Source organism: Providencia sp. PROV061 (genome assembly GCF_011045655.1).
In the GTDB taxonomy this organism is placed as follows: Bacteria; Pseudomonadota; Gammaproteobacteria; order Enterobacterales; family Enterobacteriaceae; genus Providencia; species Providencia hangzhouensis.
The window spans coordinates 699,130-725,944 of record NZ_CP042861.1; the positions used below are offsets into that span (position 1 = coordinate 699,130).

23 protein-coding genes and 2 tRNA genes are annotated in these 26,815 nt (G+C 41.7%); 19 read left to right on the plus strand and 6 right to left on the minus strand.

The window, feature by feature from the left end; genetic code table 11:
- Window positions 1-27: 27 nt before the first annotated feature.
- The 4 genes from FVA72_RS03110 (at window position 28) to FVA72_RS03125 (ending at window position 4,327) form a co-directional block, all read left to right on the plus strand.
- Entirely contained in the window at window positions 28-1,596 is a 1,569-nt protein-coding gene (locus FVA72_RS03110; protein ID WP_243154734.1) for an alpha/beta hydrolase-fold protein, read from the plus strand.
- 181 nt (window positions 1,597-1,777) lie between these two features.
- Window positions 1,778-3,217, plus strand: coding sequence for an alkaline phosphatase (gene phoA, locus FVA72_RS03115; protein ID WP_110592450.1), 1,440 nt, complete (start codon window positions 1,778-1,780; stop codon window positions 3,215-3,217).
- Between the two features lie 207 nt (window positions 3,218-3,424).
- Complete coding sequence (locus FVA72_RS03120) at window positions 3,425-3,955, plus strand: GNAT family N-acetyltransferase (RefSeq protein WP_110592449.1); 531 nt, start codon at window positions 3,425-3,427, stop codon at window positions 3,953-3,955.
- 117 nt (window positions 3,956-4,072) lie between these two features.
- Window positions 4,073-4,327, plus strand: a complete 255-nt coding sequence (locus tag FVA72_RS03125; RefSeq protein ID WP_004905763.1) for a DUF1435 family protein — start codon at window positions 4,073-4,075, stop codon at window positions 4,325-4,327.
- 194 nt (window positions 4,328-4,521) lie between these two features.
- Here FVA72_RS03125 and FVA72_RS03130 read toward each other — a convergent pair.
- From FVA72_RS03130 to rsmC, 3 genes are all read right to left on the minus strand, one after another.
- Window positions 4,522-4,607 (minus strand) — tRNA-Leu (locus FVA72_RS03130).
- A 64-nt stretch (window positions 4,608-4,671) separates the two neighbouring features.
- Window positions 4,672-4,757 (minus strand) — tRNA-Leu (locus tag FVA72_RS03135).
- A gap of 195 nt (window positions 4,758-4,952) precedes the next feature.
- Entirely contained in the window at window positions 4,953-5,966 is a 1,014-nt protein-coding gene (gene rsmC, locus FVA72_RS03140; protein ID WP_110592448.1) for a 16S rRNA (guanine(1207)-N(2))-methyltransferase RsmC, read from the minus strand.
- A 134-nt stretch (window positions 5,967-6,100) separates the two neighbouring features.
- Between rsmC and FVA72_RS03145 the strand changes: the two genes are divergently transcribed.
- Complete coding sequence (locus FVA72_RS03145) at window positions 6,101-6,511, plus strand: DNA polymerase III subunit psi (RefSeq protein ID WP_036958569.1); 411 nt, start codon at window positions 6,101-6,103, stop codon at window positions 6,509-6,511.
- On the plus strand, window positions 6,480-6,932 hold the full coding sequence (gene rimI / locus FVA72_RS03150) for a ribosomal protein S18-alanine N-acetyltransferase (protein ID WP_102140296.1): 453 nt from the start codon (window positions 6,480-6,482) through the stop codon (window positions 6,930-6,932). The genes FVA72_RS03145 and rimI overlap by 32 nt, the downstream gene beginning before the upstream one ends.
- Before the next feature lie 87 nt (window positions 6,933-7,019).
- Here rimI and FVA72_RS03155 read toward each other — a convergent pair whose 3' ends face one another.
- Complete coding sequence (locus tag FVA72_RS03155) at window positions 7,020-8,579, minus strand: BCCT family transporter (protein ID WP_197739766.1); 1,560 nt, start codon at window positions 8,577-8,579, stop codon at window positions 7,020-7,022.
- A gap of 319 nt (window positions 8,580-8,898) precedes the next feature.
- Between FVA72_RS03155 and FVA72_RS03160 the strand changes: the two genes are divergently transcribed.
- Genes FVA72_RS03160 through FVA72_RS03170 form a run of 3 tightly spaced genes read left to right on the plus strand, consistent with a single transcriptional unit; the run spans window position 8,899 to window position 12,484 of the window.
- Window positions 8,899-10,026 carry an aromatic ring-hydroxylating oxygenase subunit alpha gene (locus FVA72_RS03160; protein WP_094962720.1) on the plus strand — a complete coding sequence of 376 codons (1,128 nt, stop codon included), beginning with the start codon at window positions 8,899-8,901 and terminating at the stop codon, window positions 10,024-10,026.
- 39 nt (window positions 10,027-10,065) lie between these two features.
- Entirely contained in the window at window positions 10,066-11,514 is a 1,449-nt protein-coding gene (locus FVA72_RS03165; RefSeq protein WP_110592447.1) for an NAD-dependent succinate-semialdehyde dehydrogenase, read from the plus strand.
- Between the two features lie 16 nt (window positions 11,515-11,530).
- Window positions 11,531-12,484: a PDR/VanB family oxidoreductase gene (locus FVA72_RS03170; RefSeq protein ID WP_036958568.1), complete on the plus strand. Its 954-nt coding sequence runs from the start codon at window positions 11,531-11,533 to the stop codon at window positions 12,482-12,484.
- 45 nt (window positions 12,485-12,529) lie between these two features.
- Here the strand turns inward: FVA72_RS03170 and FVA72_RS03175 are convergent, their stop codons facing one another.
- Both FVA72_RS03175 and FVA72_RS03180 read right to left on the minus strand, forming a co-directional pair.
- Window positions 12,530-13,435 carry a helix-turn-helix domain-containing protein gene (locus FVA72_RS03175; RefSeq protein WP_110592446.1) on the minus strand — a complete coding sequence of 302 codons (906 nt, stop codon included), beginning with the start codon at window positions 13,433-13,435 and terminating at the stop codon, window positions 12,530-12,532.
- 34 nt (window positions 13,436-13,469) lie between these two features.
- The gene (locus FVA72_RS03180; protein ID WP_004905744.1) at window positions 13,470-14,384 is read right to left on the minus strand and encodes a LysR family transcriptional regulator; all 915 of its coding nucleotides are present in this window, start codon (window positions 14,382-14,384) and stop codon (window positions 13,470-13,472) included.
- 102 nt (window positions 14,385-14,486) lie between these two features.
- Here FVA72_RS03180 and FVA72_RS03185 point away from each other — a divergent pair, with 102 nt between their 5' ends.
- The 10 genes from FVA72_RS03185 (at window position 14,487) to deoD (ending at window position 26,783) form a co-directional block, all read left to right on the plus strand.
- The gene (locus FVA72_RS03185; protein WP_110592445.1) at window positions 14,487-15,551 is read left to right on the plus strand and encodes a tartrate dehydrogenase; all 1,065 of its coding nucleotides are present in this window, start codon (window positions 14,487-14,489) and stop codon (window positions 15,549-15,551) included.
- 213 nt (window positions 15,552-15,764) lie between these two features.
- Window positions 15,765-17,354, plus strand: coding sequence for a peptide chain release factor 3 (gene prfC / locus FVA72_RS03190; protein ID WP_094962725.1), 1,590 nt, complete (start codon window positions 15,765-15,767; stop codon window positions 17,352-17,354).
- Between the two features lie 191 nt (window positions 17,355-17,545).
- A complete protein-coding gene (locus FVA72_RS03195) occupies window positions 17,546-17,956 on the plus strand; it encodes a BON domain-containing protein (protein WP_004905738.1) in 411 nt (136 codons plus the stop codon).
- A gap of 132 nt (window positions 17,957-18,088) precedes the next feature.
- Complete coding sequence (locus FVA72_RS03200; protein WP_004905737.1) at window positions 18,089-19,186, plus strand: patatin-like phospholipase family protein; 1,098 nt, start codon at window positions 18,089-18,091, stop codon at window positions 19,184-19,186.
- Window positions 19,179-19,964, plus strand: coding sequence for a TatD family hydrolase (locus tag FVA72_RS03205; RefSeq protein ID WP_243154735.1), 786 nt, complete (start codon window positions 19,179-19,181; stop codon window positions 19,962-19,964). Before FVA72_RS03200 ends, FVA72_RS03205 begins: the two co-directional genes overlap by 8 nt.
- Before the next feature lie 305 nt (window positions 19,965-20,269).
- Entirely contained in the window at window positions 20,270-21,553 is a 1,284-nt protein-coding gene (locus FVA72_RS03210; RefSeq protein WP_172767538.1) for a NupC/NupG family nucleoside CNT transporter, read from the plus strand.
- Window positions 21,554-22,027: 474 nt separating this feature from the next.
- Complete coding sequence (deoC, locus tag FVA72_RS03215) at window positions 22,028-22,807, plus strand: deoxyribose-phosphate aldolase (RefSeq protein WP_094962728.1); 780 nt, start codon at window positions 22,028-22,030, stop codon at window positions 22,805-22,807.
- Between the two features lie 48 nt (window positions 22,808-22,855).
- Complete coding sequence (gene deoA, locus FVA72_RS03220; protein WP_004905729.1) at window positions 22,856-24,178, plus strand: thymidine phosphorylase; 1,323 nt, start codon at window positions 22,856-22,858, stop codon at window positions 24,176-24,178.
- 52 nt (window positions 24,179-24,230) lie between these two features.
- A complete protein-coding gene (gene deoB / locus FVA72_RS03225; RefSeq protein ID WP_004905728.1) occupies window positions 24,231-25,454 on the plus strand; it encodes a phosphopentomutase in 1,224 nt (407 codons plus the stop codon).
- A gap of 612 nt (window positions 25,455-26,066) precedes the next feature.
- The gene (gene deoD, locus FVA72_RS03230; protein ID WP_004914779.1) at window positions 26,067-26,783 is read left to right on the plus strand and encodes a purine-nucleoside phosphorylase; all 717 of its coding nucleotides are present in this window, start codon (window positions 26,067-26,069) and stop codon (window positions 26,781-26,783) included.
- Window positions 26,784-26,815 lie beyond the last annotated feature (32 nt).

Consider the following 26,815-nt stretch of genomic DNA (forward strand, 5'->3'; position numbering starts at 1 on the left):
TTATCAATTGACTCGCTGGAATTTGATGTGAAATCTTTGCCTCTTTTAGGTTGTATGTTGTTGTCATCTGCTGCAATGGCAACGCATTCTGACTGCATACGTTTATCTGAGCTTTCCTTTGCTGAAGGGGTGCATGATAGCGAAGGTCATAGTTGCTTATCTTTTGAAGTATCACAGCAAGATTTTATAAAACAACGTGGTGAAGGTCTTTCCAAGGTCCTGTTATTGGATTCCAATAAGCAGCCAGTGCGTGCATTGCAAGAGTATGGTTCAGTACAAGAGCCCCATAGCGCGGATTATGTAGTATCAGAAAATGGGGTTTATTATTTAGCGTTGAATGGTGAGCCGGGTAAACCTTGGCAATTAAAGTTTGATATCAGCCAGTACCAGCCTTTAGCCATTAAAAAAGATGATGAACCTATTAGCCCGATGCTACAAAGTTTGCTTGATGAACATTACCAAAATGGTGATACAAGCGCATTTTGGCAAGCTGTCACCGCCCAAGGAACACCACTGGTTGAGGCGTTTTCAAATCGACAAAAACGCGTGACATTTCTTTGGCGTGGCGCGAAAGCAAATGCCTATATTCTAGGGGCGCCGTCAGGTAATCACGAAAGAATGGCCCACTTGGCGGGAACGGATATTTGGTATCGTTCTTTTATCATTCCTAATGATACGTTATCACAATATAAAATTGCACCGGATATACCTTCTGTGCCTGAGGGCGGCTTTGCTCAACGTAAAGCGATTTTAGTCACAGCGCAGTCTGATCCTTATAATTCTCATGTTATTCCTTCGCAACGCGTAGATAAATATAACCGTTTTTCGTTGTTATCATTGGTACCGAACATACGCCAATGTCACTTCCCTGATGTAGAAAACAGGCAGATTAAAGGCCGTTTAGAGACATTTACGTTGACGAGCCAGGTATTAAAAAACGAAAGAAAAATAACGGTTTATCAGCCTAATATACCAATGGAAGCTCCGGCGCTATTGGTGTTATTAGATGGGCAAATTTACCTGAAAGACTATCAGATGGAGAAATTTTTTGATAAGTGGATAAATCAGGGGAATTTTCCTGCTATGAATATTGTATTTGTGGATAGCATCAATTCAGCGCGTCGTGGTGATGAGCTTCCTCCTAATGATGCCTTTCCTAAGTTGCTGGCGGATGAACTTATGCCCCAACTCGCGGAAATGGGAATTCAAGCACCTGCAAGCCATACGATTATTGCGGGTTCCAGTTATGGAGGGCTTGGGGCGGCATGGAATGCGTTACAGCATCCTGAAGTTTTCGGTAATGTCATTAGCATGTCAGGATCTTATTGGTGGGCTCCGAAGGATAAAGACCCTGAATGGTTGATTCGTGAAATCGAAATGATGCCAACACAACCGATCCGTTTTTTCCTTGAGGCTGGCCTTTTTGAACAACGTGGTAGTTGGGGGGGAATTATTCAAAACCACTATCGGTTATTCGATGTTCTAAAACATAAAGGTTATCAAGTTGATGCCATTGAACTCCCTAGCGGGCACGACTACGTTTCTTGGTGTGAAACGCTTTATGAGGGAACAAACCAACTTGCGTCACAATGGTAAATAGCCCTAATGCTCATTTACAAAAAGCAGCTTATATTTAGCTGCTTTTTTACATTTATGACTAACGTCTTCATTTCGCCATAAAAGCGTCATTCAACTGTCATCTGGCTCCTTTAGCATGCCTTTCATTATTTGAAATATACATCTTCTCTTTTCATTATTGATTGGCAAGGAAACAGTTATGACTGGTAATTTTATGAAATCCCTTTTAGCTGTCACGGTAAGTGCTTTAATTTTAGGGAGTACAGTCCCTGCCTACGCGGCTGATAAAAATGATGCGGTGTCAGAAAACCGTGCGGCTCAAGGTGATATTACCAAATTTGGTGGTGCGCGTCGTTTAGCGACAGAGCAAACTGATATCATGAAAGCCGCACTTCACAATGGCCAAGCCAAAAATGTGATTTTATTTATTGGTGATGGTATGGGTGACTCTGAGATTACTGTTGCTCGTAACTATGCAGAAGGCGCTTCAGGGTTCTTTAAAGGTATCGATGCCTTGCCAATCACAGGCCAATATACCCATTATGCGTTAGATAAAAAAACACAAAAACCCGACTATGTAACTGACTCTGCGGCGTCTGCCACCGCGTGGTCTTCCGGTGTGAAAACCTACAATGGTGCATTAGGGATTGATGTATTTGGTAATGATCATGAAACATTAATTGAGATAGCTAAACGTAATGGTAAAGCGACGGGTAACGTCACAACTTCCGAGATTCAAGATGCAACGCCTGCCGCGCAATTTTCGCATGTGAGTGCGCGTAAATGTTATGGCCCTGAGGAAACAACAGAAAAATGTGCGGCTAACGCGCTAGAAAATGGCGGTCGTGGTTCAATTTCAGAACAACTGTTGGTAACTCGTCCTGATGTCACGCTTGGTGGTGGCGCTAAGAGCTTCAAACAAGAAGCAAAGGCGGGTGACTACAAAGGCAAAACTCTGGAACAACAGGCTATTGAGCGTGGGTACAATATTGTGCGTGATGCTAAAACATTAGATAGCATCAAAGTCGCAAATCAAGATAAACCCGTTCTGGGATTATTCCATGATGGTAACATGACCGTTGCATGGGAAGGCCCGAAAGCGGTTCACTACGGTAATATCAACAATGCGCCATTGGAATGTAAACCGAATGCGAAGTTAGACCCTAATGCACCAACATTGGCTCAAATGACGAAAAAAGCGATTGAGCTGTTAGAAGTCAATCCAAATGGTTTCTTTTTGCAGGTTGAAAGTGCCTCTATCGATAAGCAAGACCATAAAGCAAACCCATGTGGCCAAATTGGTGAAACTGTTGCTCTCGACCAAGCTGTACAAGTCGGCTTAGATTTCGCTAAAAAACATGGTGATACATTAGTTATCGTGACTGCTGACCATTCACATTCAAGCCAAATTATTCCAGAAGGAACAAAATCAACGGGCTTAACGCAAGCGTTGATTACTAAAGACGGCTCTGTGATGGTGGTAAATTACGGTAACTCTGAAGAAGATGATTCTCAAGAGCACACCGGTGCTCAGTTACGTGTGGCGGCTTATGGCCCACATGCGGCAAATGTAATGGGTCTAACTGACCAAACTGATTTGTTCTTTACCATGCGCGATGCAATGGGATTGAAGCAATAAACCAACCCTGTAGTGAAAATTCTCCGCAATAGGATGTTGCGGGGGATTTTTTTATTTTCTAGTATATTTTCTTCTTATTTTTCAACCGTTCCTCAATAAACTTACTAAATATTTGCACTTCTTTTTTTATCCGTTATCTTGAGAAATTGAATCATCTGATAACAATAAATGTGCTTCTTCATAGGCACAAATAATGAGAATGGCATAATGAGAGAAGTTCGCGAACTACAACGAGATGAAATCCCATCTGTTTGGTCTATCGACCGCACTGAATTAATTGAAAACCTTTATCTGTATCAAAATGGCGAATTGGTGCTATCCAAACAACGGTTTGATATGAAAGGTTGGCCAGAAGGTGAACCTGAAGCCTATACCCCTCACTTGTTGGAAAGTTATGACCAAGGGGCGATATTTCTTGGGGTTTTTGAGCAGGGCAAGCTAATTGCTGCCGCAAGTTTAGATAATGTGTGGCGCGGTGAGCAAAAAAATTTACTGCAATTATCTTTCCTGCATGTGAGCCACTCGTACCGTGGCCAAGGTTTAGCAGGGATGTTATTCCAACAATGCGCTGAAATGGCGATGCAAAAAGGGGCAAAGGGCTTATATATTTCTGCGACGCCTTCAGAAAATACAGTGCATTTTTATCAACACCTAGGCTGCACCTTAATTGCACAACCTGATCCTGAATTATTTGCATTAGAGCCCGAAGATATTCATTTTATTTATCTATTTTCGTAAGTTTTTATTTTGTAAAATAAGTGTTAATTTATAGGGGGTGGAATAAAAAAGCATTGAAATTTACTAAAAACTAGATATGATTGATAATCATTATCATTTAAGAGTGTTGAGGTCACTATGCCAACTAGCATATCAAAAACCACAGGTTTAAAGCGTATAGGCGCTGGCCTTTGGGGAGTCTTTGCTGTGATATTGTTGAGCATTGCTTATGTACTCAATAATATGGGCTTAGATAATCTAAAAATCATTATGATTATCATGATGGTAGCAACTGCAGGGATGTTATTTAATCGCGGTTCTCGTCGTTTATTGATTATCCCAGCTGTGATTTCACTTGCATGCTTTATGATGGCCTTTGTACTACAAAGGTAGCTCTATAATCTAATTAATAATTAAATAGAACAGAAGAAAGTGGTATCGAAAGATATTGATAATTGAATGGTATTCAATATAACGGTTTATTCAAATGATTTACTATTGTCTTATAGTAAATAGTCAGATAAGGCAGCGTTAGCATTACAGAGAAGGTCAAAAGGGCAAGACGTTATAAAAAAATGACTGACCAGTGGTGCGAAAGGGGGGACTTGAACCCCCACGTCCGAAGGACACTAACACCTGAAGCTAGCGCGTCTACCAATTCCGCCACCCTCGCAATACTGTCACATCAATACTACTGTCACATCAATACTACATTAATGTGATTTATCCAAAGTTAGTGGTGCGAAAGGGGGGACTTGAACCCCCACGTCCATAGGACACTAACACCTGAAGCTAGCGCGTCTACCAATTCCGCCACCCTCGCAATACCTAACTAAACTTTGATTCATCAATGCTTTTAACCAGCAATAATGTGGTGCGGATTTTAGGCTAATTTCGACGAACGTCAATAATTTTTTTATGTAGTATTTTTGATTGATGAAAAAATGGCCGGTGAGGGTTCACCCGCCATTAAGTCGTATGAAAAATTGTGCTTTAGTTTAATTCATTCGCGAATAAATTAACGCTTAACAGCTTGGTAAACTTTGAATTTTCCCGTTTTGGCAAGTACTTCATGGCTACCAAATGCTTTATCGAGTAAATCAGGGTACGGTAAGAAAGCATTCGCGACGATTCGCAAACGGCCACCTTTTTTCAGGTATTTAGGGGCTTGGTAAATCATATTTTCAACCGCACGATAACTGGTGTTTAGGCCATCATGGAATGGAGGGTTAGAAATAATCCAATCAAATTTATCGTTAATATCTGAGTAAGCATCACTCGCGATGACTTCGCCAGCCAGTTTGTTTGCCTCAAGAGTGGATGCAGCGGAATCTAGCGCAGACGCACTCACATCACTTAAGGTGAGTTTTAGCTCTGGGTTTTGCGAGCCGAGAACGGCGGCGATCACCCCATTACCACAAGCTAGATCAAGCAGATCGCCGCTCATTGGATCAGTTAGCGTTGATAACAGTAGATCACTACCGATATCAAGCTCATTATGGCTAAATACCCCTGGCAGTGCGTTAATTTTAACATTATCAATCTGATAATGACGCCACCAGCGAGCAATATCAAAGGTTGTCGGTTGTTCTAATTCACCATAGTACAAGCCACAGCGGCGTGCTGAGTCAATTTTTTGTAAGCTAGCGATCCCTTCCATAATGGATTCGGCGCTTTTAACACCACTACGGTTTTCGCCAACGATAAAAATTTGGCTACCCGCAGCGAGGTGAGTACAGAGGTCATCGAGTTGGAAACAGGCTTCTTGCTTGTTTTTTTGCCAAAAATAAATGAGAGTATCGCAAGGCTGGATAAATTCCGCGGGTGTTGTGGCAGCGAATAACGCCATATCGCCCATTAACGGTTGTAAGCGTTGCCAGTGATGATACTGGTTGGTGATGACACGAACACTAGCTGCTTCTAAGGTTGCAGCGAGTTCATCCTGAATGTCACCAGCCAAAATGACATGACGATCTGTAAAATGTTCGAGATGGCGTTGAATAACTTCGCTGGCAGGTGTCAGTAATGACATATTCTGTCAATCTCCTAAAAGAATAAAAAAACCGATGACCATCTTACCAAAGATAAGAGAAATAGCATTGCTCTGTTGGCGCTATTAATCCCCTTTGATAAGATGTGGTTGTAAAATTGCGACTGGAAAATCAAATGACACGACGTGACAGGCTTTTAGAACAAATGGGGATCACTCAATGGATGGTGAGAAATCCTGCCGTGTTACGTGGTGAACGTGGTGTAAGGATCCCAGCGTCGACTAAGCTTATTATTATTACTGATGAGAACCTTGATTTAAATAGCCAATTGCTAAAAGATATTTTTCTTTCCATGAATATTGCACAGGACGATGTGGTTTGTGTCAATTCAGAGCAATTAGGTTTAATCCCAACACCAATAATAACACCATGTTGGGTATTAGGTGATGAAATCCAGCCTGAAGGTTCAAAAGTCATGTTTACTTCACCTGTTTTGTCTGAGCTAAGTACAAGCTATAGCGCTAAACGGGCACTATGGAAACAAATTTATCAATATGATGAAAATTTCAACACTAAAGCAATCTGATCTCGCAACTGCTTACTTAATTGAAAAGTTAAGCCATGATTTTCCATGGACTGAGCGAGTTTTTTATGGTAACCAAGGGGAAAAATACCATAACATAAAAATATCCGTTAATAATCAGATTGTTGGTTATGCAATAACACAGTGTGTTCTTGATGAAGCGACCTTGTTTAATATTGCCATACATCCTGATTACCAAGGGAAAGGGTATGGCCGCTTGTTGTTAGAACAGCTTATCGAAGAACTTGTAAAGAAAGGCATTCTTACGTTATGGCTAGAAGTGAGGGAATCAAATGCATCTGCTTTGCATCTATACGATAAGCTAGGTTTTCACCAAGTTACGGTACGTAAAGATTACTACCCTGCTAAAAAAGGTCGAGAAGATGCTTTAGTACTTGCTTTGACTCTATTTTCTGATGAATAAATTTAAGTAACGAATAATTTATTATTAATATAATTAAAACCCCAATATGTGTCATAACATATCGGGGTTTTGTGCTGTTATAGACGACTATTTTTCAATTTCAGGAAGAATAGGTTTATTAATTAGTTGGATATTATCTTTTAACTCTTTTTTTGCCGCAGCTTGTGCGTTAACTTCTTCATTGAGGCCTTTGTATGTGGAATAACACATAATTAGCATCATGATGGATAACGGTACAGCCATGGCGACCAGTGCAGATTGCAAACCGGATAATCCGCCGGTCATAATTAGTACTATCGCGATTGCTGCAATAATGACCCCCCAAATGGTTTTAGTGACATGAGACGGATTTGGGTTGCCATTTTCACTGACCATTCCCAGTACAAATACCGCCGAGTTAGCTGATGTGATAAAGAAAATCAGTACCAAGGCAATAGCTAAGACACTAATAAATGTCGATGCAGGGAAATAATCTAAGAACTTAAACAGTGCAGATGTGACATCGGTTTTTACAGCATCTGCTAGTGCGGTTTGCCCTAAGTTTTGAATTAAATGGATGGCAGAACCGCCCATAACTGCAAACCATGCAAAAGCACTTAATACAGGAATAAATACTGCGCCAATCATAAATTCTTTGATTGTTCTTCCTTTCGAAATACGAGCCACAAAGCTGCCCACTAACGGTGCCCATGCTATCCACCAACCAAAGTAAAACAGTGTCCAGTTAGCAATCCAAGTACCGTCATTATAGGGTTCAGTACGAAATGACATACTGACAAAATTTTGGACGTAATCACCAATACCTTGGAATAAAACTTTTAAGATAGTTTGGGTTGGGCCAGATAGAAAGATAAATGCCATTAATCCGAGAGCAAGTATGATATTTAAGTTTGATAGATGTTTTATTGCCCCTTGTAATCCGGAAATCGTCGAAGCAATATAAACAACAGTAATAATAGCAATCAAACCAATTTGTACATAAATACTAATGGGCAATCCCCATAAGTAATTCATACCACTGTTAACTTGTAGTGTACCAAAGCCTAATGATGTGGCGATACCAATGACGACGGATAACATCACCAATATATTGATCCATTTCCCGACAGAGCCGTAGATCCGATCCCCAATCAATGGATAGAAAACAGAGCTGAGTGAAGATGGTAGTTTTTTTCTAAATTGGAAATAGCCTAAAGCTACACCGACAAGCGCATAACAGGCCCATGCAGAAACACCCCAATGCAGATAGACATATTGCATGGCTGCTTTAGCAGACTGTTCTGTTGAACCTTGGCCAATCGGCGGGCTGATATAATAGGAAACAGGCTCTGCTACCCCCCAGAACATCAAACTTATACCAATTGAGGCACTGAATAACATCGCAATCCAAGTGACTGTACGGTATTCCGGTTTGTCATTATCATCGCCAAGGCGTATGTGACCAAATTTGGAAAAACCAAGAAACATACAGAAGCTGAAAAAGATAAAAACGGAACCTAGAATAAACCAACCTAGATTGTTATAGATAAAACTTAAGGCGGAATTTGAAAAAGCTTCCAGCTTATCAGGAATAAATGCACCAAAACTGATTAACGCTAGGCTAAAAGCTAGCGACACGTAAAATACGGATTTTTTATGATTCATCATACCTCTTCTCCAGTTGCTCACTTATTTTTCTTTTATGAGAGTTGGCTTGCAGGGAATACTCGTTGTGTTTTAAGGATACTTTTTTATTAGATGCTACTTTTGGTTTACAAAGAATAGCCATGCAAAGATTGTGCAGTCAACAAGAAATTAACCAATTATTAACAGGTGAGTTAAGGGTGATTTATTTAACTGATTGTTATTATTAATTTAATCGTTTTTGGTTAAAAAATTATCAATATTTCATTTGATCATTAATGCGATCTGCATTAACATTCCTAAAAAAGATGTTAACTATAAGTTTACATAAGTGAGGGCAATTATGAGCAATGCAGCTAAAGTCATTTCGATTAATGATCACCTTGATATTGATAACGCATGGACAATCCCTGCGCGTTATTACACGTCTAATGATGTTTTTGAGTATGAAAAAGAAAAAATATTTGCTAATTCATGGGTTTGTGTCGCTCATGTTAGTGAAGTAAAAGAAAAAAATTCCTATATCACTCGTGAGCTCATTGGCGAAAGCCTTGTGATTGTTCGTGGTCGTGATGATGTATTACGTGGTTTTTATAATGTATGTCCACACCGTGGACACCAGTTGATCAGCGGTGAAAGTGGCAAAGTCAAAAATGTGATTACTTGCCCTTACCACGCGTGGGCATTCAAGCTAGATGGCCAATTAGCACATGCGACTAATTGTGAAAATGTGAATAATTTTGAAGCCGATGCAATGTCATTAAGTAGCTTCCATGTTATTGAACATGCAGGGTTTATCTATGTAAATATGACTGTAGGTGATCCTCAGCCTATTGAAGAGCAACTTCCTGGCTTAGCCGAAAAAATGCAAGAAGCTTGTGGAGTCATTAGCGATTTAAAATTGGCAGCGCGTTTTGTTAGCCACACTCCTGCTAATTGGAAAACTATCGTTGATAACTATATTGAATGTTATCACTGCCCAACCAATCATGTGAGTTTCGCCAGTTCCGTGGATGTCAACGTATACGAACACCAATTATTGGATAATTGGACTGTTCAAATTGGCAAGGCAAAACCCTCTGAATCCTCCTATCAGTTTGATGAATCTGTTTTAGACCCACGTTTCTTTGGTTTTTGGATTTGGCCAAGTACCATGTTCAATATGCCTCCAGGCGGGGATTTCATGACGGTAATTTATGAGTTTCCAGTGAACGCAGGGGAAACCTTGCAGCACTATGATATTTATTTCCTCAATGAAGAACTGACCGAATATCAGAAAAACTTAGTGGAATGGTATCGCACCGTATTCCGCCCAGAAGATCTGCGCTTGGTAGAAAGTGTACAAAAAGGATTACGCTCACGGGGTTATCGTGGCCAAGGCCGCATTATGGCAGATAGGCAACGTAGCGGGATCAGCGAGCACGGCGTTGCCCATTTCCATAAAATCGTCGCTGGTGCGCACACTGAGTAATCACGTTATTTATTATAAAAATAAAAGGAGAAGTCACAAATGCATCATTTAACTCACCCTGCACTATTTCGTCAGTCATGTTACATCAATGGGCAATGGGTTGATTCAGATAAAAAAATCCCTGTGACTAATCCTTTTGACCAATCTGTGCTGGGAACGATCCCCAGCCTGTCTGCAACACAAGTGGATGAGGCGATTGAATATGCCCATTCTGCAATGGAAGGTTGGAGTAAGCTGACTGCTAAAGCGCGTTCTATCATTCTACGCCGCTGGTTTGAGCTGATTGAAGCCCATGTTGATGATCTTGGGCGTTTAATGACGCTCGAGCAAGGTAAGCCACTGAATGAGGCAAAAGGTGAAATTCGCTATGCCGCTTCCTTTATTGAATGGTTTGCGGAAGAGGGGAAACGTGTTTATGGGGAAACCATCCCGCAAACAGTGGGAAGTAACCGCATTTCAACGATTAAACAACCGATCGGTGTGTGTAGTGCGATTACTCCGTGGAATTTCCCCGCAGCGATGATCACCCGTAAAGCAGCTCCAGCACTGGCCGCAGGTTGTAGTATCATCATTAAGCCTGCAACAGAAACGCCTTTTACGGCGCTTGCCTTAGCACAGTTAGCAGATGAAGCGGGCATTCCTGCTGGAATATTTAACGTCATTACTGGGGACTCTCGTGTTCTAGGCGAACGTCTAACTAAACATGAGCTTATCAGTAAATTTTCGTTCACCGGTTCAACGCAAGTTGGCCGAGTTCTATCTGAGCAGTGCGCATCGACGATTAAGAAAACATCACTCGAACTGGGAGGAAATGCGCCTTTTATTGTTTTTGATGATGCTGATATCGATAAAGCGGTAAAAAGTGCGGTTCAAGCCAAATTTCGCAATGGTGGGCAAACCTGTGTTTGTGTGAACCGTTTTTATATTCAAGATACGATTTTCGATGAATTTCAGGTCAAGTTCGTTGCAGAAGTCGCCAAATTGCAAGTCGGTAATGGCCTTAAAGCGGGAATTGATATTGGGCCTATGATAACGACACGTGCTATTGATGGTATGAATGAGTTGTTGCAGGATGCATTAGCGAGAGGTGCACGCCAATTAACCTTAGGTAATGAAGTAGCGGAGTATGGCAATTTCTTTAATCCAAAAGTCCTTGTTGATGTTGATGACTCAATGAAGATTGTTCATGAGGAAATTTTTGGTCCCATTGCAACATTGATTCGTTTTAGCGATGAAAATGAAGTGATTACTCGCGCCAATAATACGATTTATGGCTTAGCGGCTTATTTCTTTTCTCGTGATGTGAGTCGTGTATATCGTGTAGCTGAAAAACTACAAAGTGGCATGGTCGGTATCAATACAGGCTTAATTTCTAATGAAGTTGCTCCCTTTGGTGGAGTGAAACAATCAGGTTTAGGAAAAGAAGGCTCTCGATATGGTATTGAGGATTATTTAAGTACTAAGTATCTGTGTTTAGATATTGAATGATGAGAGGGGCACTGTGATGAACCAACAAAAAATTGCAGTCAATGTCAGTCGAATTGAGCAAATTAGCCCAAATATTAAAATGTTCGAGTTTGTTGCACAAGAGGGCGCGCTAATGCCTTTTAGCGCAGGCAGTCACATTACCGTTCATATGGGCGAGCAGGCTGGTTTGCAACGTGCATATTCGTTAATCAGCGACCCGCAGCAGTGTGGCAGTTATTGTATTTCTGTCTTGCGTGATGAAAACTCGAAAGGCGGTTCTGCATTTATGCATGAGCAGCTATCGCCAGGGGATAGCTTGTATTTGTCCCCAGCACAGAATTTTTTCTCGTTAGCACCGGATAACCAATGTAAGCATATTTTGATCGCCGGTGGGATTGGGATCACGCCTTTTCTCTCTTATCTCTATGAATTAGAAGAAAATGGAATGGATTTTGAACTTCATTACTGTTTTCGTGATAGTACAACGGCGGCATTTCTTGAACATTTACAACAGCGTATTGGCTCGCGTTTATTTCTTTATGACGGTAGCCAAGGGCAGCGAATGTCTGTCGAACAGTTAGTTAAAGCACAAGGAAGTAATAGCCACCTGTATGTATGTGGCCCTCAATCATTAATTAATGAGGTGATTGAAAAGGGTCATCAGCACTTGGGTGAATCACAGGTTCATTTTGAAAATTTTGGCGAAGTTGCCAGCGAAGGGGACTCATTTGAAGTCTATTTCCAACGCTCAGGCTTTAGTTTGGAAGTCGGTAAAGATGAGTCTATTTTGCAGGTAATCGAAGCAGATAAGCGCATTAATGTGGAATGTTTATGCCGTAATGGGGTTTGTGGAACCTGCGAAACGGCAATACTTGAGGGAGAAGCTGATCATCGTGACCACTACCTCGATGATGATGAAAAAGCTGAGCAGAAAACGATGATGTTGTGCGTTTCTCGAGCTAAATCTAAACGATTAGTCCTTGATTTATAATCAAAGTTGCCCCGCTTAGGCCATAAGTGGGGCAAAATACCTGTTTTAAATATCTTTTAATTCAAACATTAAAAAAGACTGTTTTTCATCATTAAAGTGTTGATAAGCCGTAATTTGCTTGTCTTGAAATACGATTTGACCACGCCCTGTACGAAATACTTCATCTAACCATGGCTTATGGTTGATCACTAATTGATATAATAAACGTTGTAGTTCAAGGTAATCTATTTCAGTCGATTGATTGTGTAAGTTGCTGGCTAATATTTCGCCTGCTTTATCTGTAAATACGACTAAATGATTGAAATGAGATAATAATACATCAAAATAGCATTTGATTTTACGTAGGCGTAGTTCGGTATTTTTACGTTCGGTGTTGTCTAAACTGATCCCAACCAGCTTTGTCACTTTGCCATTAGGGCCTCTGACTCCTGTTGCTCGGGATGTGATCCAACGGTAATCGCCTTCCCAGTTAATTTTAAAATCCATTTCATGGGCACCGCCTTCACGAATAATTTTGGAATAGCCATTAACCAATTTTTCTTTGGAGTCATGGCTCATTAAAGCCCAGAAATCTTCATTACTGGTGATTTTGATACCATAAACGGCTTCAACGTTGTCCGAGTAGTTCAATTCCCCAGTTAATAAGTCCCACTCCCAGGTCACGATATCTGCGGATTCTTGAAGATGGACTTCGTTGATGTTGCGCATGACGCCTGAATTGCTAACAGTGACTTGGTTATTGGTATACTCACCGTATTTCAACCATATCTTGTCGACATCCAATAACGTGGCGAGCTTTTCAAGATTATCTTCATCAATCATGCCGCCTTTCGTCCATTTGTTAACCGCCGTTCGGGAAACACCAAGGGCTTCAGCGGCTTTTAATTGACTCATTTTTTTCTGTTTTAGCAATTTCAACAAACGTTCTTTGAATGTCTCTGTTTCTGTCATCAATTCATGTTTACCTTATAACTTATGGAGTTAACTAAAAACCATGTGATAAGTGAGTAGCAAGGTATTGCTCTAGATTTTCGATAAAGACTCTAAGATTAGCACTCGTTCGGAGACTTCTCGAATATACAGCATAAACATCTGCAGTTTGATGCCATTGCGGTAACACTCGTACTAATTGGCCTGACTGTAACTCAGGCTGCACACTCCATTGGGAGCGCAATAGGATCCCTTCACCACTTAAGCACCATTGCTTGGCGACTTCACCATTATTGACGGTTAATTTGCTATTGGGAGTGACCGTCATACTTTCTTGCTGGTATTCAAGCTTCCATACCGCGGGGGCTTGGTTACGTTCTTTAATCGCAATACAAAAGTGCTTTTGTTCCAGTTCTTGTGGGTATTTTGGGTAGCCGTGTGTTGCTAAGTAGGTTGGAGAAGCGCACAGAATACGCTGGTTCCGAGCAATTCGCCTAGCAATAAATTGCTCAGCTATCGTACCGCCAATACAGATATCAACGTCAATGTTTTCACTAATAATATCGACAGACTTATCGGTCAAAGTGAGATCAATGCCTAATAAAGGATGACTCCCCCGGAGTGTGAGTATAAACGGGTTAATATAAGTACTGCCAAACCCTGTGCTACAACTGATACGTAGATTGCCGCGGATCTCTTCGCGACAGGCGTTCAGTTGTTGTTGCATCTGTTCCAGTTCAGCTAGCATCACTTCACTGCTACGTAAAATAATTTGCCCTTCGTGAGTCAGCTTAATTGAGCGAGCCGTTCTAAAAAATAAAGTTTGTCCTAAATTTTCTTCTAGCAACTTAATGCGTTTAGAAACATAAGCTGGGGATACCAACAGCTGTGATGCGGCTTGAGAGAAACTCATCAAACGGGCAACTGTGACAAAAACGCGGATATCCTCTAACGAAGGAAGCTTGTTCATAGTTTGTAAACCTAAGGATTACACTTCATATCTATACTTTATCACAGCAACCCCTAAACTGGAGAACAAACAGACATAATTCATTTATCAGAGGTTTTCACAATGTCACAATTTAACATAGCGGTTATTCCTGGTGATGGTATTGGTACCGAAGTGATCCCTGAAGGATTAAAAGTATTAGCAGCGGCAGCCAATAAACACAATGTAAAACTTAACTTTACCCATTTTGATTGGTCGTGTGAAACCTATCACCGTACAGGGCGTATGATGCCTGAAGATGGTTTAGAACAATTAAAGAAATTTGATGCGATTTTTCTCGGTGCGGTAGGGTTCTCTGGTGTTCCTGATCATATTTCGTTATGGGGGCTGTTATTACCTATCCGTCGTGCTTTCAACCAATATGTTAATTTGCGTCCTGTTCGTTTATTTGATGGCATTAAATGCCCATTAGCAGATAAAAAACCGGGAGATATTGATTTTTATGTCGTGCGTGAAAATGTTGAGGGGGAATACTCTGCGATTGGCGGTATTCAGTACGAAGGTACGGATGAAGAAATGGTACTGCAACAAAGCGTTTTTACCCGTAAAGGTACCGACCGTATCTTAAAATATGCTTTTGATTTGGCGCAGTCACGTGAGAAAAAACATTTAAGTTCAGCGACGAAATCCAATGGGCTATTTCATTCAATGCCTTATTGGGATAGCCGTGTAGCCGAAATGGCGAAGCAATACCCAGATATCAAAGTTGACCAATTTCATATTGATATCTTTGCTGCAAACTTAGTGAGAATGCCAGAGTTCTACGATGTGATTGTAGGGTCAAATCTATTTGGCGATATTTTGTCTGATTTAGGGCCTGCTTGTACGGGAACTATTGCGATTGCACCCTCGGCCAATATTAACCCAGAAAAACAATTCCCATCGATGTTTGAGCCGGTTCATGGGTCAGCACCTGATATCGCAGGGCAAAATATTGCTAATCCGATTGGTACGATTTGGGCAGCCGCCATGATGATGCAGCATTTGGGATGTCCTGAAATGCATGATTCGATTATGTCCGCAGTAGAAACAGCGATTAAACAACGCCAACATTTGACTCGTGATATGGGCGGCGATGCCAGTACGCAGGCGTTAGGGGATGAAATAGCCCGTTTGGTCAGTGCTTAGTTGATGCATAAAGACGGTGTTTATTGAGTCAATTTAGTGAGCCATCGAGGGACTGTTTTGCCTGTTCCTCGATGCTTTGATTGTTAATACCCCCAAGATCTGCGAAAATATCCGCCAATTTTGATTAACAAGACGGATTTGCGACGCCAAGAGCCACATTGAGCCTCTTCGAATGCTTATACAAATCTGTATATAAACGAAAAGAACGGTTAAATGACAGATCAGAACTTTCTCCATGAAGTTAGCACACGCAGAACGTTTGCTATCATATCCCACCCCGATGCGGGTAAAACCACAATAACCGAAAAAGTGTTATTGTTTGGGCACGCTATTCAACGTGCTGGTACGGTAAAAGGCCGTGGCTCTAACCAACACGCTAAATCTGACTGGATGGAAATGGAAAAGCAGCGTGGTATTTCGATTACCACCTCTGTTATGCAGTTTCCTTATAATGATTGTCTTGTTAACTTATTGGATACCCCAGGTCACGAAGACTTCTCTGAAGATACTTATCGTACATTAACGGCAGTTGACTGCTGCTTGATGGTCATTGACTCGGGTAAAGGGGTTGAAGACCGGACACGTAAACTGATGGAAGTCACTCGTCTACGTGACACTCCAATCTTAACTTTCATGAATAAGTTGGACCGTGATATTCGTGACCCAATGGAATTAATGGATGAAGTGGAAAATGAGCTGAAAATTGCTTGTTGTCCAATCACATGGCCTATTGGTTGTGGTAAATTATTCAAGGGTGTTTATCATTTATTACGTGATGAAACAATCCTATACCAAACAGGCCAAGGTCACACTATTCAAGAAGTCCGTATAATTAAAGGGCTGAATAACCCAGATCTTGATGCTGCCGTAGGTGATGAATTAGCGGCACAGTTACGTGATGAGCTGGAATTGGTTCAAGGGGCATCTCATGAATTTGACCATGACGCATTCTTGCAGGGTGAATTAACCCCTGTCTTTTTCGGAACAGCGTTAGGTAACTTTGGTGTTGACCATATGCTAGATGGCCTAGTGGAATGGGCTCCCCAGCCACAACCGCGCCAAACAGATTTACGCCAAGTTAATGCGACAGAAGAAAAGTTCACTGGTTTCGTATTTAAAATCCAAGCAAATATGGACCCGAAACACCGTGACCGTGTTGCGTTTATGCGTATAGTTTCAGGTACTTATGAAAAAGGCATGAAACTACGCCAAGTGCGCATCAAAAAAGACGTGGTCATTTCTGATGCTTTAACCTTTATGGCGGGGGATCGCTCTCAGGTCGAAAACGCCTATGCAGGGGACATCATTGGGTTACATAACCATGGTACGATTCAAATCGGTGATACCTTCACACAAGGTGAAGAGCTCAAATTTACGGGTATTCCTAACTTTGCCCCTGAATTATTCCGCCGTATTCGCTTACGTGATCCGCTAAAACAAAAACAACTGTTAAAAGGCCTCGTTCAGTTATCTGAAGAGGGCGCAGTACAGGTGTTCCGCCCGTTAACTAACAATGATTTAATTGTTGGTGCGGTAGGTGTGCTGCAGTTTGACGTGGTGGTTTCACGTTTAAAAAGCGAATATAACGTTGAAGCTATTTATGAAGCCGTTAACGTTTCTACTGCGCGTTGGGTTGAGTGTGATGATGCGAAGAAATTCGAAGAGTTTAAACGCAAAAATGAGCAAAACTTAGCCCTTGATGGTGGCGACAACTTGTCTTATATCGCACCGACTATGGTGAATTTGAACCTGACTAGTGAACGTTACCCTGACGTTAAATTCCGCAAAACACGCGAACACTAATTGTGTTTATGACCCACGACTAACATAGTTAGTGGGTCATCTTATTTCGAACTTCATTTAAAGCAACTTTCCCTGTTTTTTTATGCTTATCATCAAGAATATTCTGTCTTTATCACCTTTCTCTTTATTTTTTATGTTTTTTTACTTAGGCTATATTATTCGTTGTCCATTGCAGTGAAAGGAAGGTTTTTATGAAAAAAGCAAAACTATTGAGTTTGTTAGGAGTTATTGGGTTGAGCTGGGCGCTCGCGGCTTGTAGCTCATCATCAGATAGCGCTTTGAAAAAACAAGCCTCAGAAACCTGGGACAGTGCATCTAAGACCGTTGAAATGGCAGGTAAAGATACTGGGAATGCCATTTCGAGTGGCGCTAAAAACACCGGTGACTACATTGATGACTCCGCGATTACGGCGGATGTAAAAGGAAAATTACTGGGTACGAAAGGTATTTCGAGTAACAGCGTATCAGTAAAAACAGTCAATGGTGTTGTTTACTTATCAGGCTTTGTTAAATCAGCCGATCAAATTGATAAAATTACCCAAGTGGCATCGCAAGTCAATGGGGTAAAATCAGTACAAAATGGTTTAGTCATCGCTAACTAATCAGTAAATAAATGTCTCAATAGCTCATATTGCTGAATATTTATTGTACAATGCGGATAGAATGGGCTTTCAAAGGGAAGCTCATTCTGTTTTTGAGCTATTTAATGTGAACTTCTGTCATTCAGAGGCATTATGGGAAAACACGTTTCAGTTACACTCGGCACGATTGAGCCGCTTGCATTCTTTGATAATATCAACTCGGGAAAAACTGCCCTGATTTGTGAAGGTGGCGGTCAACGAGGAATTTTTACTGCGGGTGTACTGGATGAGTTTCTTATCTCTGATTTCAACCCTTTTGACCTGATGATAGGCACTTCAGCTGGGGCTCAAAATCTTTCTGCGTATATTTGTGGGCAAGCAGGTTATGCACGCCGTGTGATCACGCGTTATACGACTAATTCGGCATTTTTCAATCCACTGCGCTTTATCCGCGGCGGTCATCTGATTGATTTAGATTGGCTCGTCGACACCACAGCAAAAGAATTCCCATTACGTATACAAGCAGGGCTCGATTTATTAAATTCAGGCCGTGAATTCTATATGGGAGCAAGCCGCAGTGATGATTTTTCCGCTGCTTTTCTAAAGCCTGACGCAGACAACTGGCTCGATATTATTCGTGCATCCAGCGCTATTCCGGGCTTTTATCGTGAAGGTGTCGAATTTGATGGCACGCTTTACCAAGATGGTGGCATTAGTGCTGCTATCCCAGTTGAAGAGGCATACCGCCGCGGTGCAGAGACTATTGTGGTGATCCGTACCGTTCCTTCCCAAATGTATTTTACCCCTGAATGGGTGAAAAGAATGACTCGGTGGCTGGAAGGGGATAAAAATGGCCTACAACGTATGGCCGCGATGCTAAAAGTTCATCTGAAAAGCTACCGTAGAACACAAGAATTTATTGAAAACCCACCAAAAGATGTACAGGTCTTTGAGATTTATCCACCTGTTCCACTGAAAAGTAGTGCGCTGGGTAGTAAGGTATCTTCGCTTAATCAAGATTACCATACGGGGCGCCGGTGTGGTCGCTATTTTATTGCAGCACTGGGTGATGCCTTTGACCACAACACAAATCGCTTTAGCCATACTTTGGCACAGAAAATTGAGTCTAACCCATTAGATATTCAGCTTGAGCCACAAGTACCGAATGAGCTCATTCCTGAATTGGCGGCGGAGCCTGTTACCTCAATGCCTTTGGCCGCAATATCCGCAAATGAAAATCGTGATGGCTAAACGTCAATTTATTGATACTCATTGCCATTTTGATTTCCCACCTTTTAGTGATTCCTTCACTGAAAGTTTGCAGCTTGCTCAACAAAGTGGGGTGAGTGATATTATCATTCCTACAGTGAGTATGGATAATTTTGCACGAGTTTGGCAACTGGCACAGCAGTACCCGCAGTTGCATGCCGCTATGGGGTTTCATCCGTTATATTTGAGTCAGTTTCAAGAGCAACATATTGATATATTGACTGATTATCTAGCTAAAAAGAATAAAAAGTGTGTGGCGATAGGGGAGATTGGGCTTGACCTCTATATGCAAAACCCGCAATTTGAGCACCAGCAAGTGGTGTTGTCCGCACAATTAAAGTTAGCGAAACAGTTTGATTTACCAGTTATTTTACATTCACGTAAAAGCCATGACCCATTAGCTGCGATGCTACGTCGTTTTGATGTCCCAGCTCGTGGCGTTGTGCATGGTTTTGCCGGCAGTCTATCTCAAGCCCAAGCCTTTGTTAAACTTGGCTATTATATTGGTGTTGGTGGCACAATTACTTATGACAGGGCGAATAAAACTCGCCATGTGATGTCGCAACTCCCTTTGACTTCATTATTATTCGAAACGGATGCCCCTGATATGCCAGTTTCAGGTTTTCAAGGCGAACCAAATCGTCCTGAACGTATTGAGTGGGTTTTTCGTTCATTATGTGAGCTTCGCCACGAATCCCCTGCAGAAATAGCCCAACAACTTTACAACAATAGTTTGTCGTTATTTAATCTCACCAAGTAAAATCGCATACAGAATCATAAATAATATTTATATAATTTCACTAATTGGCTATTAAAATCTATTTAGTTTTTATTGTGCTTAATTGGGACTTTAGTGCCTTTACAGATTAAACTGAATAGTTTTTGTGACTTTTGTCACATTATGTGAATTTTTGTTGTTTATTGCAGTATGTATTTGTGATGAGTATTGCGGGTTATTGGTGATGACTAGGTATAATCATCAAATTAAGAGTCAAGGTGACTTACACGTTTCCTTATATATCAACCTAAAATAAAGTGAACAGGGATCCTTCCATGCAGCTCATTATGAGTATTATCGGAATGGCGGTACTTATCGCGATAGCTATTCTATTTTCCAGCAATCGCCGAGCAATTAGACTACGCACAGTTGGCGGCGCATTTTTAATTCAATTAGCCATTGGTGCATTTGTTCTTTATGTTCCAGCGGGGCGTAGTGTGCTCCAAGGGATGTCTGACGCGGTTTCTAAAGTTATTGGATATGGTCAAGATGGGATGAGCTTCATCTTTGGCGGCCTTGTTTCCGATAAAATGTTTGAACTGTTTGGTGGCGGTGGCTTTATTTTCGCTTTCCGCGTTTTACCAATTATTGTTTTCTTCTCATCGTTAATTGCTGTCCTTTATTATTTAGGGATCATGCAGTTAGTGATTAAAGTTCTTGGTGGTGGTCTGCAAAAAATATTGGGAACCTCAAGAACAGAATCGTTATCTGCAACAGCAAATATTTTTGTTGGGCAAACGGAAGCACCATTGGTTGTTCGCCCTTATATTGCAACAATGACGACATCAGAGCTGTTTGCCATTATGTGTGGTGGTTTAGCTTCTGTAGCGGGTTCAGTTTTGGCCGGCTACGCCCAAATGGGTGTACCAATGGAATACCTGATTGCTGCCTCCTTTATGGCCGCTCCAGGTGGTTTATTATTCGCCAAACTGATGGTTCCAGAAACAGAAGATGTAAAAGATAGGGTTGATGCGACAGATTTAGTCGCTGAAGATGAACGCCCTGCCAATATCATTGATGCGGCCGCTTCTGGGGCATCATCAGGGATGCAACTGGCGCTGAACGTAGGGGCAATGTTATTGGCCTTTATCGCTTTGATTGCATTGATCAATGGCATCTTAGGTGGTATTGGTGGCTGGTTTGATTACCCACAATTATCACTGGAATTATTATTAGGTTGGTTATTCGCTCCGATTGCCTTCTTAATTGGTGTGCCGTGGAGTGAAGCGACAATTGCCGGTTCTTTTATCGGCCAAAAAGTTGTTGTGAATGAGTTTGTCGCATTCATGAACTTCGGTGAATACATGAAAGCGGATGCTGAAGTGCTGGCGGCAGGCAAACAAGTGCTTTCCGACCATACTAAAGCAATTATTTCGTTTGCATTATGTGGTTTTGCTAACCTTTCATCCGTCGCTATCTTACTCGGTGGTTTAGGCGGAATGGCGCCAAATCGCCGTGGTGATGTCGCTCGTTTAGGTATGAAAGCGGTTATGGCTGGTACCCTGTCTAACTTAATGAGTGCAACCATTGCTGGCTTTTTCTTGACGTTAGGCGCAGCAGCCGTAATTTAATTTATATTTGCTATCAGCTAATCCAATTAAACGGAAGGGGATTAATCCTTCCGTTTTCATTTTGATTCGTTATATTCTTTTATGACTTTTTATATTAATCGTAAATTTTCAACTATTCTTAACTTAGTCAATTAATGATAAAGAAAATATTGAAAAAGCCATTTGAGAGAAGAATTGATGGCGATAGATGGTATAATTTGATCTATATCACATTTATTATTTTAATAATGTAACATTCAGTCGATTAATGTGATTTGTAGCACATAAAATGGCATCATTCCATGGTCAAATAGGCATTAGTAAGCTGCTATGGAACTGCTAGTTCTCAGAGTCTAGGACTCTAGGGCATGATGCGGTGAGAAGGATCTCAGCTGCTCAGTTCGGAAAGAATCCGACTAGCATCTTTAAGGAACCAAGCCCGCTCGCCAACAAAGAACGTGTCGTTCTGAAGAATTAACAACGTTGGAGAGTTATATGACTGATTTAAAAGCGGCCGCACAACGCGCGCTGTCACTTATGGATTTAACCACTTTAAATGATGACGATACTGATGCGAAAGTCATCGCACTGTGTCATCAGGCGAAAAGCCCAGCAGGCAATACCGCTGCAATCTGTATTTACCCTCGTTTTATTCCCATTGCACGTAAAACATTACGTGAGCAAGGTACTCCAGATGTGCGTATTGCAACGGTTACGAATTTCCCACACGGTAACGATGATATTGATATCGCATTAGCTGAAACCAAAGCAGCGATTGCTTACGGTGCGGATGAAGTTGATGTTGTTTTCCCTTATCGTGCGCTGATTGCGGGTAATGAACAAATTGGTTTTGATTTAGTGAAAGCCTGTAAAGACGCTTGTGCGGCTGCGAATGTGTTGCTGAAAGTAATCATTGAGACAGGTGAGTTAAAAGATGCAGCACTAATCCGTAAGGCTTCTGAAATTTCAATTAAAGCGGGCGCTGATTTTATTAAAACCTCGACAGGTAAAGTACCTGTTAATGCAACATTAGAAAGTGCGGAAATCATGATGCAAGTCATCCGTGATATGGGCGTTGAAAAAACAGTCGGCTTTAAACCTGCTGGTGGTGTACGTACCGCAGAAGAAGCAGCAGAATACTTAGCGTTAGCGGGACGAATTTTAGGTGACAATTGGGCAGATAGCCGCCACTTCCGTTTTGGTGCTTCTAGCCTATTAGCAAATTTATTAAATACGCTAGGTTTTGACGTTAAAAAATCAAGCAGCAGTTATTAATTTTCGCAATATTGTTAGCCGATAAATTCGACTTTAAAGGAGAATATTGTGTTTCTGGCACAAGAAATTATCCGTAAAAAACGTGATGGTAAGCCATTAAGCGAAGAAGAAATTCGTTTCTTTATCAATGGTGTTCGCGATAACTCAGTTTCAGAAGGTCAAATTGCTGCATTGGCAATGACTATCTATTTTAATGATATGACCATGCCTGAGCGCGTTGCATTAACGTTAGCAATGCGTGATTCAGGAACCGTTCTGAACTGGAAATCACTCAATCTCAATGGCCCATTAGTTGATAAACACTCAACTGGCGGCGTGGGTGATGTGACTTCACTGATGCTTGGCCCTATGGTCGCTGCTTGTGGCGGTTATGTACCGATGATCTCAGGCCGTGGTTTAGGCCACACTGGTGGAACACTAGACAAGCTTGAAGCGATCCCTAATTTCGATATCTTCCCGGATGACGTTCGTTTCCGCGACATTATCAAAGATGTCGGGGTGGCAATTATTGGGCAAACTAATTCATTAGCACCTGCCGATAAACGTTTCTATGCGACCCGTGATATTACAGCGACAGTGGATTCAATTCCGCTAATTACGGCTTCAATCTTAGGTAAAAAATTGGCTGAAGGCCTTGATGCTCTGGTGATGGACGTTAAGGTCGGCTCAGGCGCATTTATGCCAACTTATGAGAAGTCAGAAGAGTTGGCTGAGTCAATTGTGAAGGTCGCTAATGGGGCGGGTTGTAAAACTACGGCATTATTGACTGACATGAATGAAGTGCTAGCTTCCAGCGCAGGTAACGCAGTTGAAGTTCGTGAAGCGGTTCAATTCTTAACGGGTGAATACCGTAACCCACGTCTTTATGAAGTCACCATGGCGTTATGTGTAGAAATGCTGGTATCTGGTTCATTAGCAGCAAACCGCGAAGAAGCACGCCAAAAATTACAGGCAGTATTAGACAATGGTAAAGCGGCAGAAGTGTTTGGCCGTATGGTAGCAGCTCAAAAAGGGCCTGCTGATTTTGTTGAAAATTACAACAAATACTTGCCGACTGCGGTACTGAGCAAAGCTGTTTATGCACCAAAAGACGGCATTATCACGCAAATGGATACACGTGCGCTGGGAATGTCTGTCGTGACGTTAGGCGGTGGTCGCCGTAAAGCGACAGACCCAATTGATTATAGCGTTGGTTTGAGTGATATCGCTGCGTTAGGCGCCAAAGTGGATACCCAAACGCCACTGGCAATTATCCATGCAAACAGTGAAAAAGCGTGGGAAGAGGCGGCGAAAGAAGTGCGTGAAGCGATGGTGATTGGAGACAAATCTCCTGAAACAACACCAATGGTTTATCGCCAAATCAGCGAGTAATACAAATAGATTTTAGTGGTATATCGTTTTAAAAATACCGCAGGAGAAAAATATGAAACGCACATTTATTATGGTTTTGGATTCCTTTGGGATCGGTGCAGCACATGATGCACATAAATTTGGTGATGAAGGTTCCAATACATTGGGTCACATCGCAGATGCTTGCGCCCGTGGCGAAGCGGATATTGGTCGTAAAGGGCCTCTGCATTTACCTAATTTAACAAAATTAGGTTTAGGTAAAGCAGGAGAAGAATCAAGCGGTTCATTCCCTGCAGGTCTTGACCCTAATGCAGAAATTATTGGCGCATACGGCTATGCGAGCGAAATTTCTTCGGGTAAAGATACGCCTTCAGGCCACTGGGAAATTGCGGGAGTACCTGTGCTATTCGATTGGGGCTATTTCTCTGATGAAGAAAACAGCTTCCCGCAAGAACTGCTGGATACTTTAGTCGAAAAAGCAAACTTGCCGGGCTATTTAGGTAACTGCCATTCATCCGGTACAGTTATCCTCGATCAACTGGGTGAAGAGCACATGAAAACAGGGAAACCTATTTTCTATACCTCTGCTGACTCAGTATTCCAAATTGCGTGTCACGAAGAAACTTACGGCTTAGATAAACTGTATGAGCTGTGTGAAATTGCGCGTGAAGAGTTAACCAAAGGTGGTTATAACATTGGCCGTGTTATCGCGCGTCCATTTGTTGGCGACAAAGCGGGTAACTTCACACGTACAGGTAACCGTCATGACTTAGCGGTAGAGCCACCAGCACCAACCGTATTGAAAAAATTAGTTGATGAAAAACAAGGTGAAGTTGTTTCTATCGGTAAAATTGCGGATATTTACGCTCATGTCGGTATCACCAAGAAAATTAAAGCCACTGGTATCGATGCGTTATTCGATGCAACGGTAGAAGAAATGAAACTAGCGGGTGACAACACCATCGTTTTCACTAACTTTGTGGACTTTGACTCCGCATACGGCCACCGCCGTGATGTGGCAGGTTATGCTGCGGCATTAGAATTATTTGACCGCCGTTTACCTGAACTAATGAAATTAGTTAAAGAAGACGACATCCTAATTTTAACGGCAGACCACGGTTGTGACCCAACCTGGCCAGGTACTGACCATACCCGTGAGCACATCCCAGTGTTGATTTATGGTCCAAAAGTGAAACCAGGTTCATTAGGTCACCGTGAAACTTTCGCTGATATTGGCCAGACAGTCGCGAAATACTTTGATCTGTCGCCGATGGATTACGGTAAACCAATGCTCTAACACCCATTACCCGTCATACTTTGAGCTGTAGCGGTGTTGGCTGCATAAAATCCCCCTAATCACATACTAATGTATGCTCATAGGGATGATTTTCTTTGCCGCCTAGCTACAACTCAAATTATTTAGGGTAATGGCGGGGAATAAAAGGTAATGGGCAAGGCTTTGTCGTCATACTTTGGGCTGTAGCGGTGTTGGCTGCACAAAATCACCCTAATCACATACTGATGTATGCTCATAGGGATGATTTTCTTTGCCGCCTAGCTACAACTCAAATTATTTAGGGTAATGGCGGGGAATTAAAAGTAATGGGCAAGGCTTTGTCGTCATACTTTAAGTTGTAGAGTGGTGTTGGCTGCATAAAATCCCCCTAATCACATACTGATGTATGCTCATAGGGATGATTTTCTTTGCCGCCTAGCTACAACTCAAATTATTTAGGGTAATAGGTAAGTATGAAAGGTAGTGAGCGAGCTATTGAAGGGTAATAAGCTAGCTGTAGTTCGTTGGCTGCGATTCAAATTGCTTAGGCCAGTAAGATACAGATTATTAATAATAAGGTGGGAAGCCACCTTATTCATTTGAAAATATTTAATAGTTTAAAGGGAAATAATCATGGCAACTCCACATATTAATGCAGAAATGGGTGATTTCGCTGATGTCGTTCTGATGCCAGGCGACCCATTACGTGCAAAATACATCGCTGAAACTTTCCTTCAGGATGTTCGTCAAGTCAATAATGTGCGTGGCATGTTAGGTTTTACAGGGACTTATAAAGGCCGTAAAATTTCTGTAATGGGCCACGGTATGGGGATCCCTTCATGCTCCATTTACGCGAAAGAACTGATCACTGATTTTGGTGTGAAAGTGATTATTCGTGTTGGTTCATGTGGCGCAGTAATGGATGACGTAAAATTACGTGATGTCGTTATCGGTATGGGTGCCTGTACTGATTCGCGCGTTAACCGTCAACGTTTCAAAGAAAATGATTTTGCAGCGATCGCAGACTATGACTTAGTTCATAATGCAGTTGAAGCGGCAAAAGCAAGAAACGTGAATGTGCGTGTTGGTAACCTGTTCTCAGCAGACCTATTCTACTCACCAGACCCTGATATGTTTAAAGTGATGGAAAAGTACGGCATTTTGGGTGTTGAGATGGAAGCTGCGGGCATCTATGGTGTTGCCGCGGAGTTTGGCGCACGTGCGTTAACGATTTGTACCGTTTCTGACCATATCAAAACTGGCGAACAAACAACGTCAGAAGAACGTCAAACCACGTTCAATGAAATGATTGAGATTGCACTGGATTCAGTGCTGTTAGGCGACAAATAGTTCTTAGACGTTTTCATGATGCGCTAAATGCC

What these genes read in the sequence shown, in the direction of transcription:
- FVA72_RS03125 (WP_004905763.1), top strand. Translation starts at nt 4,073, where the DNA reads ATGCCAACTAGCATATCAAAAACCACAGGTTTAAAGCGTATAGGCGCT.
- deoD (WP_004914779.1), top strand. Translation starts at nt 26,067, where the DNA reads ATGGCAACTCCACATATTAATGCAGAAATGGGTGATTTCGCTGATGTC.
- rimI (WP_102140296.1), top strand. Translation starts at nt 6,480, where the DNA reads ATGATGAAAATTTCAACACTAAAGCAATCTGATCTCGCAACTGCTTAC.
- FVA72_RS03155 (WP_197739766.1), bottom strand. Translation starts at nt 8,579, where the DNA reads ATGATGAATCATAAAAAATCCGTATTTTACGTGTCGCTAGCTTTTAGC.
- rsmC (WP_110592448.1), bottom strand. Translation starts at nt 5,966, where the DNA reads ATGTCATTACTGACACCTGCCAGCGAAGTTATTCAACGCCATCTCGAA.
- FVA72_RS03195 (WP_004905738.1), top strand. Translation starts at nt 17,546, where the DNA reads ATGAAAAAAGCAAAACTATTGAGTTTGTTAGGAGTTATTGGGTTGAGC.
- FVA72_RS03200 (WP_004905737.1), top strand. Translation starts at nt 18,089, where the DNA reads ATGGGAAAACACGTTTCAGTTACACTCGGCACGATTGAGCCGCTTGCA.
- FVA72_RS03170 (WP_036958568.1), top strand. Translation starts at nt 11,531, where the DNA reads ATGAACCAACAAAAAATTGCAGTCAATGTCAGTCGAATTGAGCAAATT.
- FVA72_RS03205 (WP_243154735.1), top strand. Translation starts at nt 19,179, where the DNA reads ATGGCTAAACGTCAATTTATTGATACTCATTGCCATTTTGATTTCCCA.
- FVA72_RS03180 (WP_004905744.1), bottom strand. Translation starts at nt 14,384, where the DNA reads ATGAACAAGCTTCCTTCGTTAGAGGATATCCGCGTTTTTGTCACAGTT.
- phoA (WP_110592450.1), top strand. Translation starts at nt 1,778, where the DNA reads ATGACTGGTAATTTTATGAAATCCCTTTTAGCTGTCACGGTAAGTGCT.
- FVA72_RS03165 (WP_110592447.1), top strand. Translation starts at nt 10,066, where the DNA reads ATGCATCATTTAACTCACCCTGCACTATTTCGTCAGTCATGTTACATC.
- FVA72_RS03175 (WP_110592446.1), bottom strand. Translation starts at nt 13,435, where the DNA reads ATGACAGAAACAGAGACATTCAAAGAACGTTTGTTGAAATTGCTAAAA.
- FVA72_RS03120 (WP_110592449.1), top strand. Translation starts at nt 3,425, where the DNA reads ATGAGAGAAGTTCGCGAACTACAACGAGATGAAATCCCATCTGTTTGG.
- FVA72_RS03185 (WP_110592445.1), top strand. Translation starts at nt 14,487, where the DNA reads ATGTCACAATTTAACATAGCGGTTATTCCTGGTGATGGTATTGGTACC.
- prfC (WP_094962725.1), top strand. Translation starts at nt 15,765, where the DNA reads ATGACAGATCAGAACTTTCTCCATGAAGTTAGCACACGCAGAACGTTT.
- deoC (WP_094962728.1), top strand. Translation starts at nt 22,028, where the DNA reads ATGACTGATTTAAAAGCGGCCGCACAACGCGCGCTGTCACTTATGGAT.
- FVA72_RS03145 (WP_036958569.1), top strand. Translation starts at nt 6,101, where the DNA reads ATGACACGACGTGACAGGCTTTTAGAACAAATGGGGATCACTCAATGG.
- FVA72_RS03210 (WP_172767538.1), top strand. Translation starts at nt 20,270, where the DNA reads ATGAGTATTATCGGAATGGCGGTACTTATCGCGATAGCTATTCTATTT.
- FVA72_RS03160 (WP_094962720.1), top strand. Translation starts at nt 8,899, where the DNA reads ATGAGCAATGCAGCTAAAGTCATTTCGATTAATGATCACCTTGATATT.
- deoB (WP_004905728.1), top strand. Translation starts at nt 24,231, where the DNA reads ATGAAACGCACATTTATTATGGTTTTGGATTCCTTTGGGATCGGTGCA.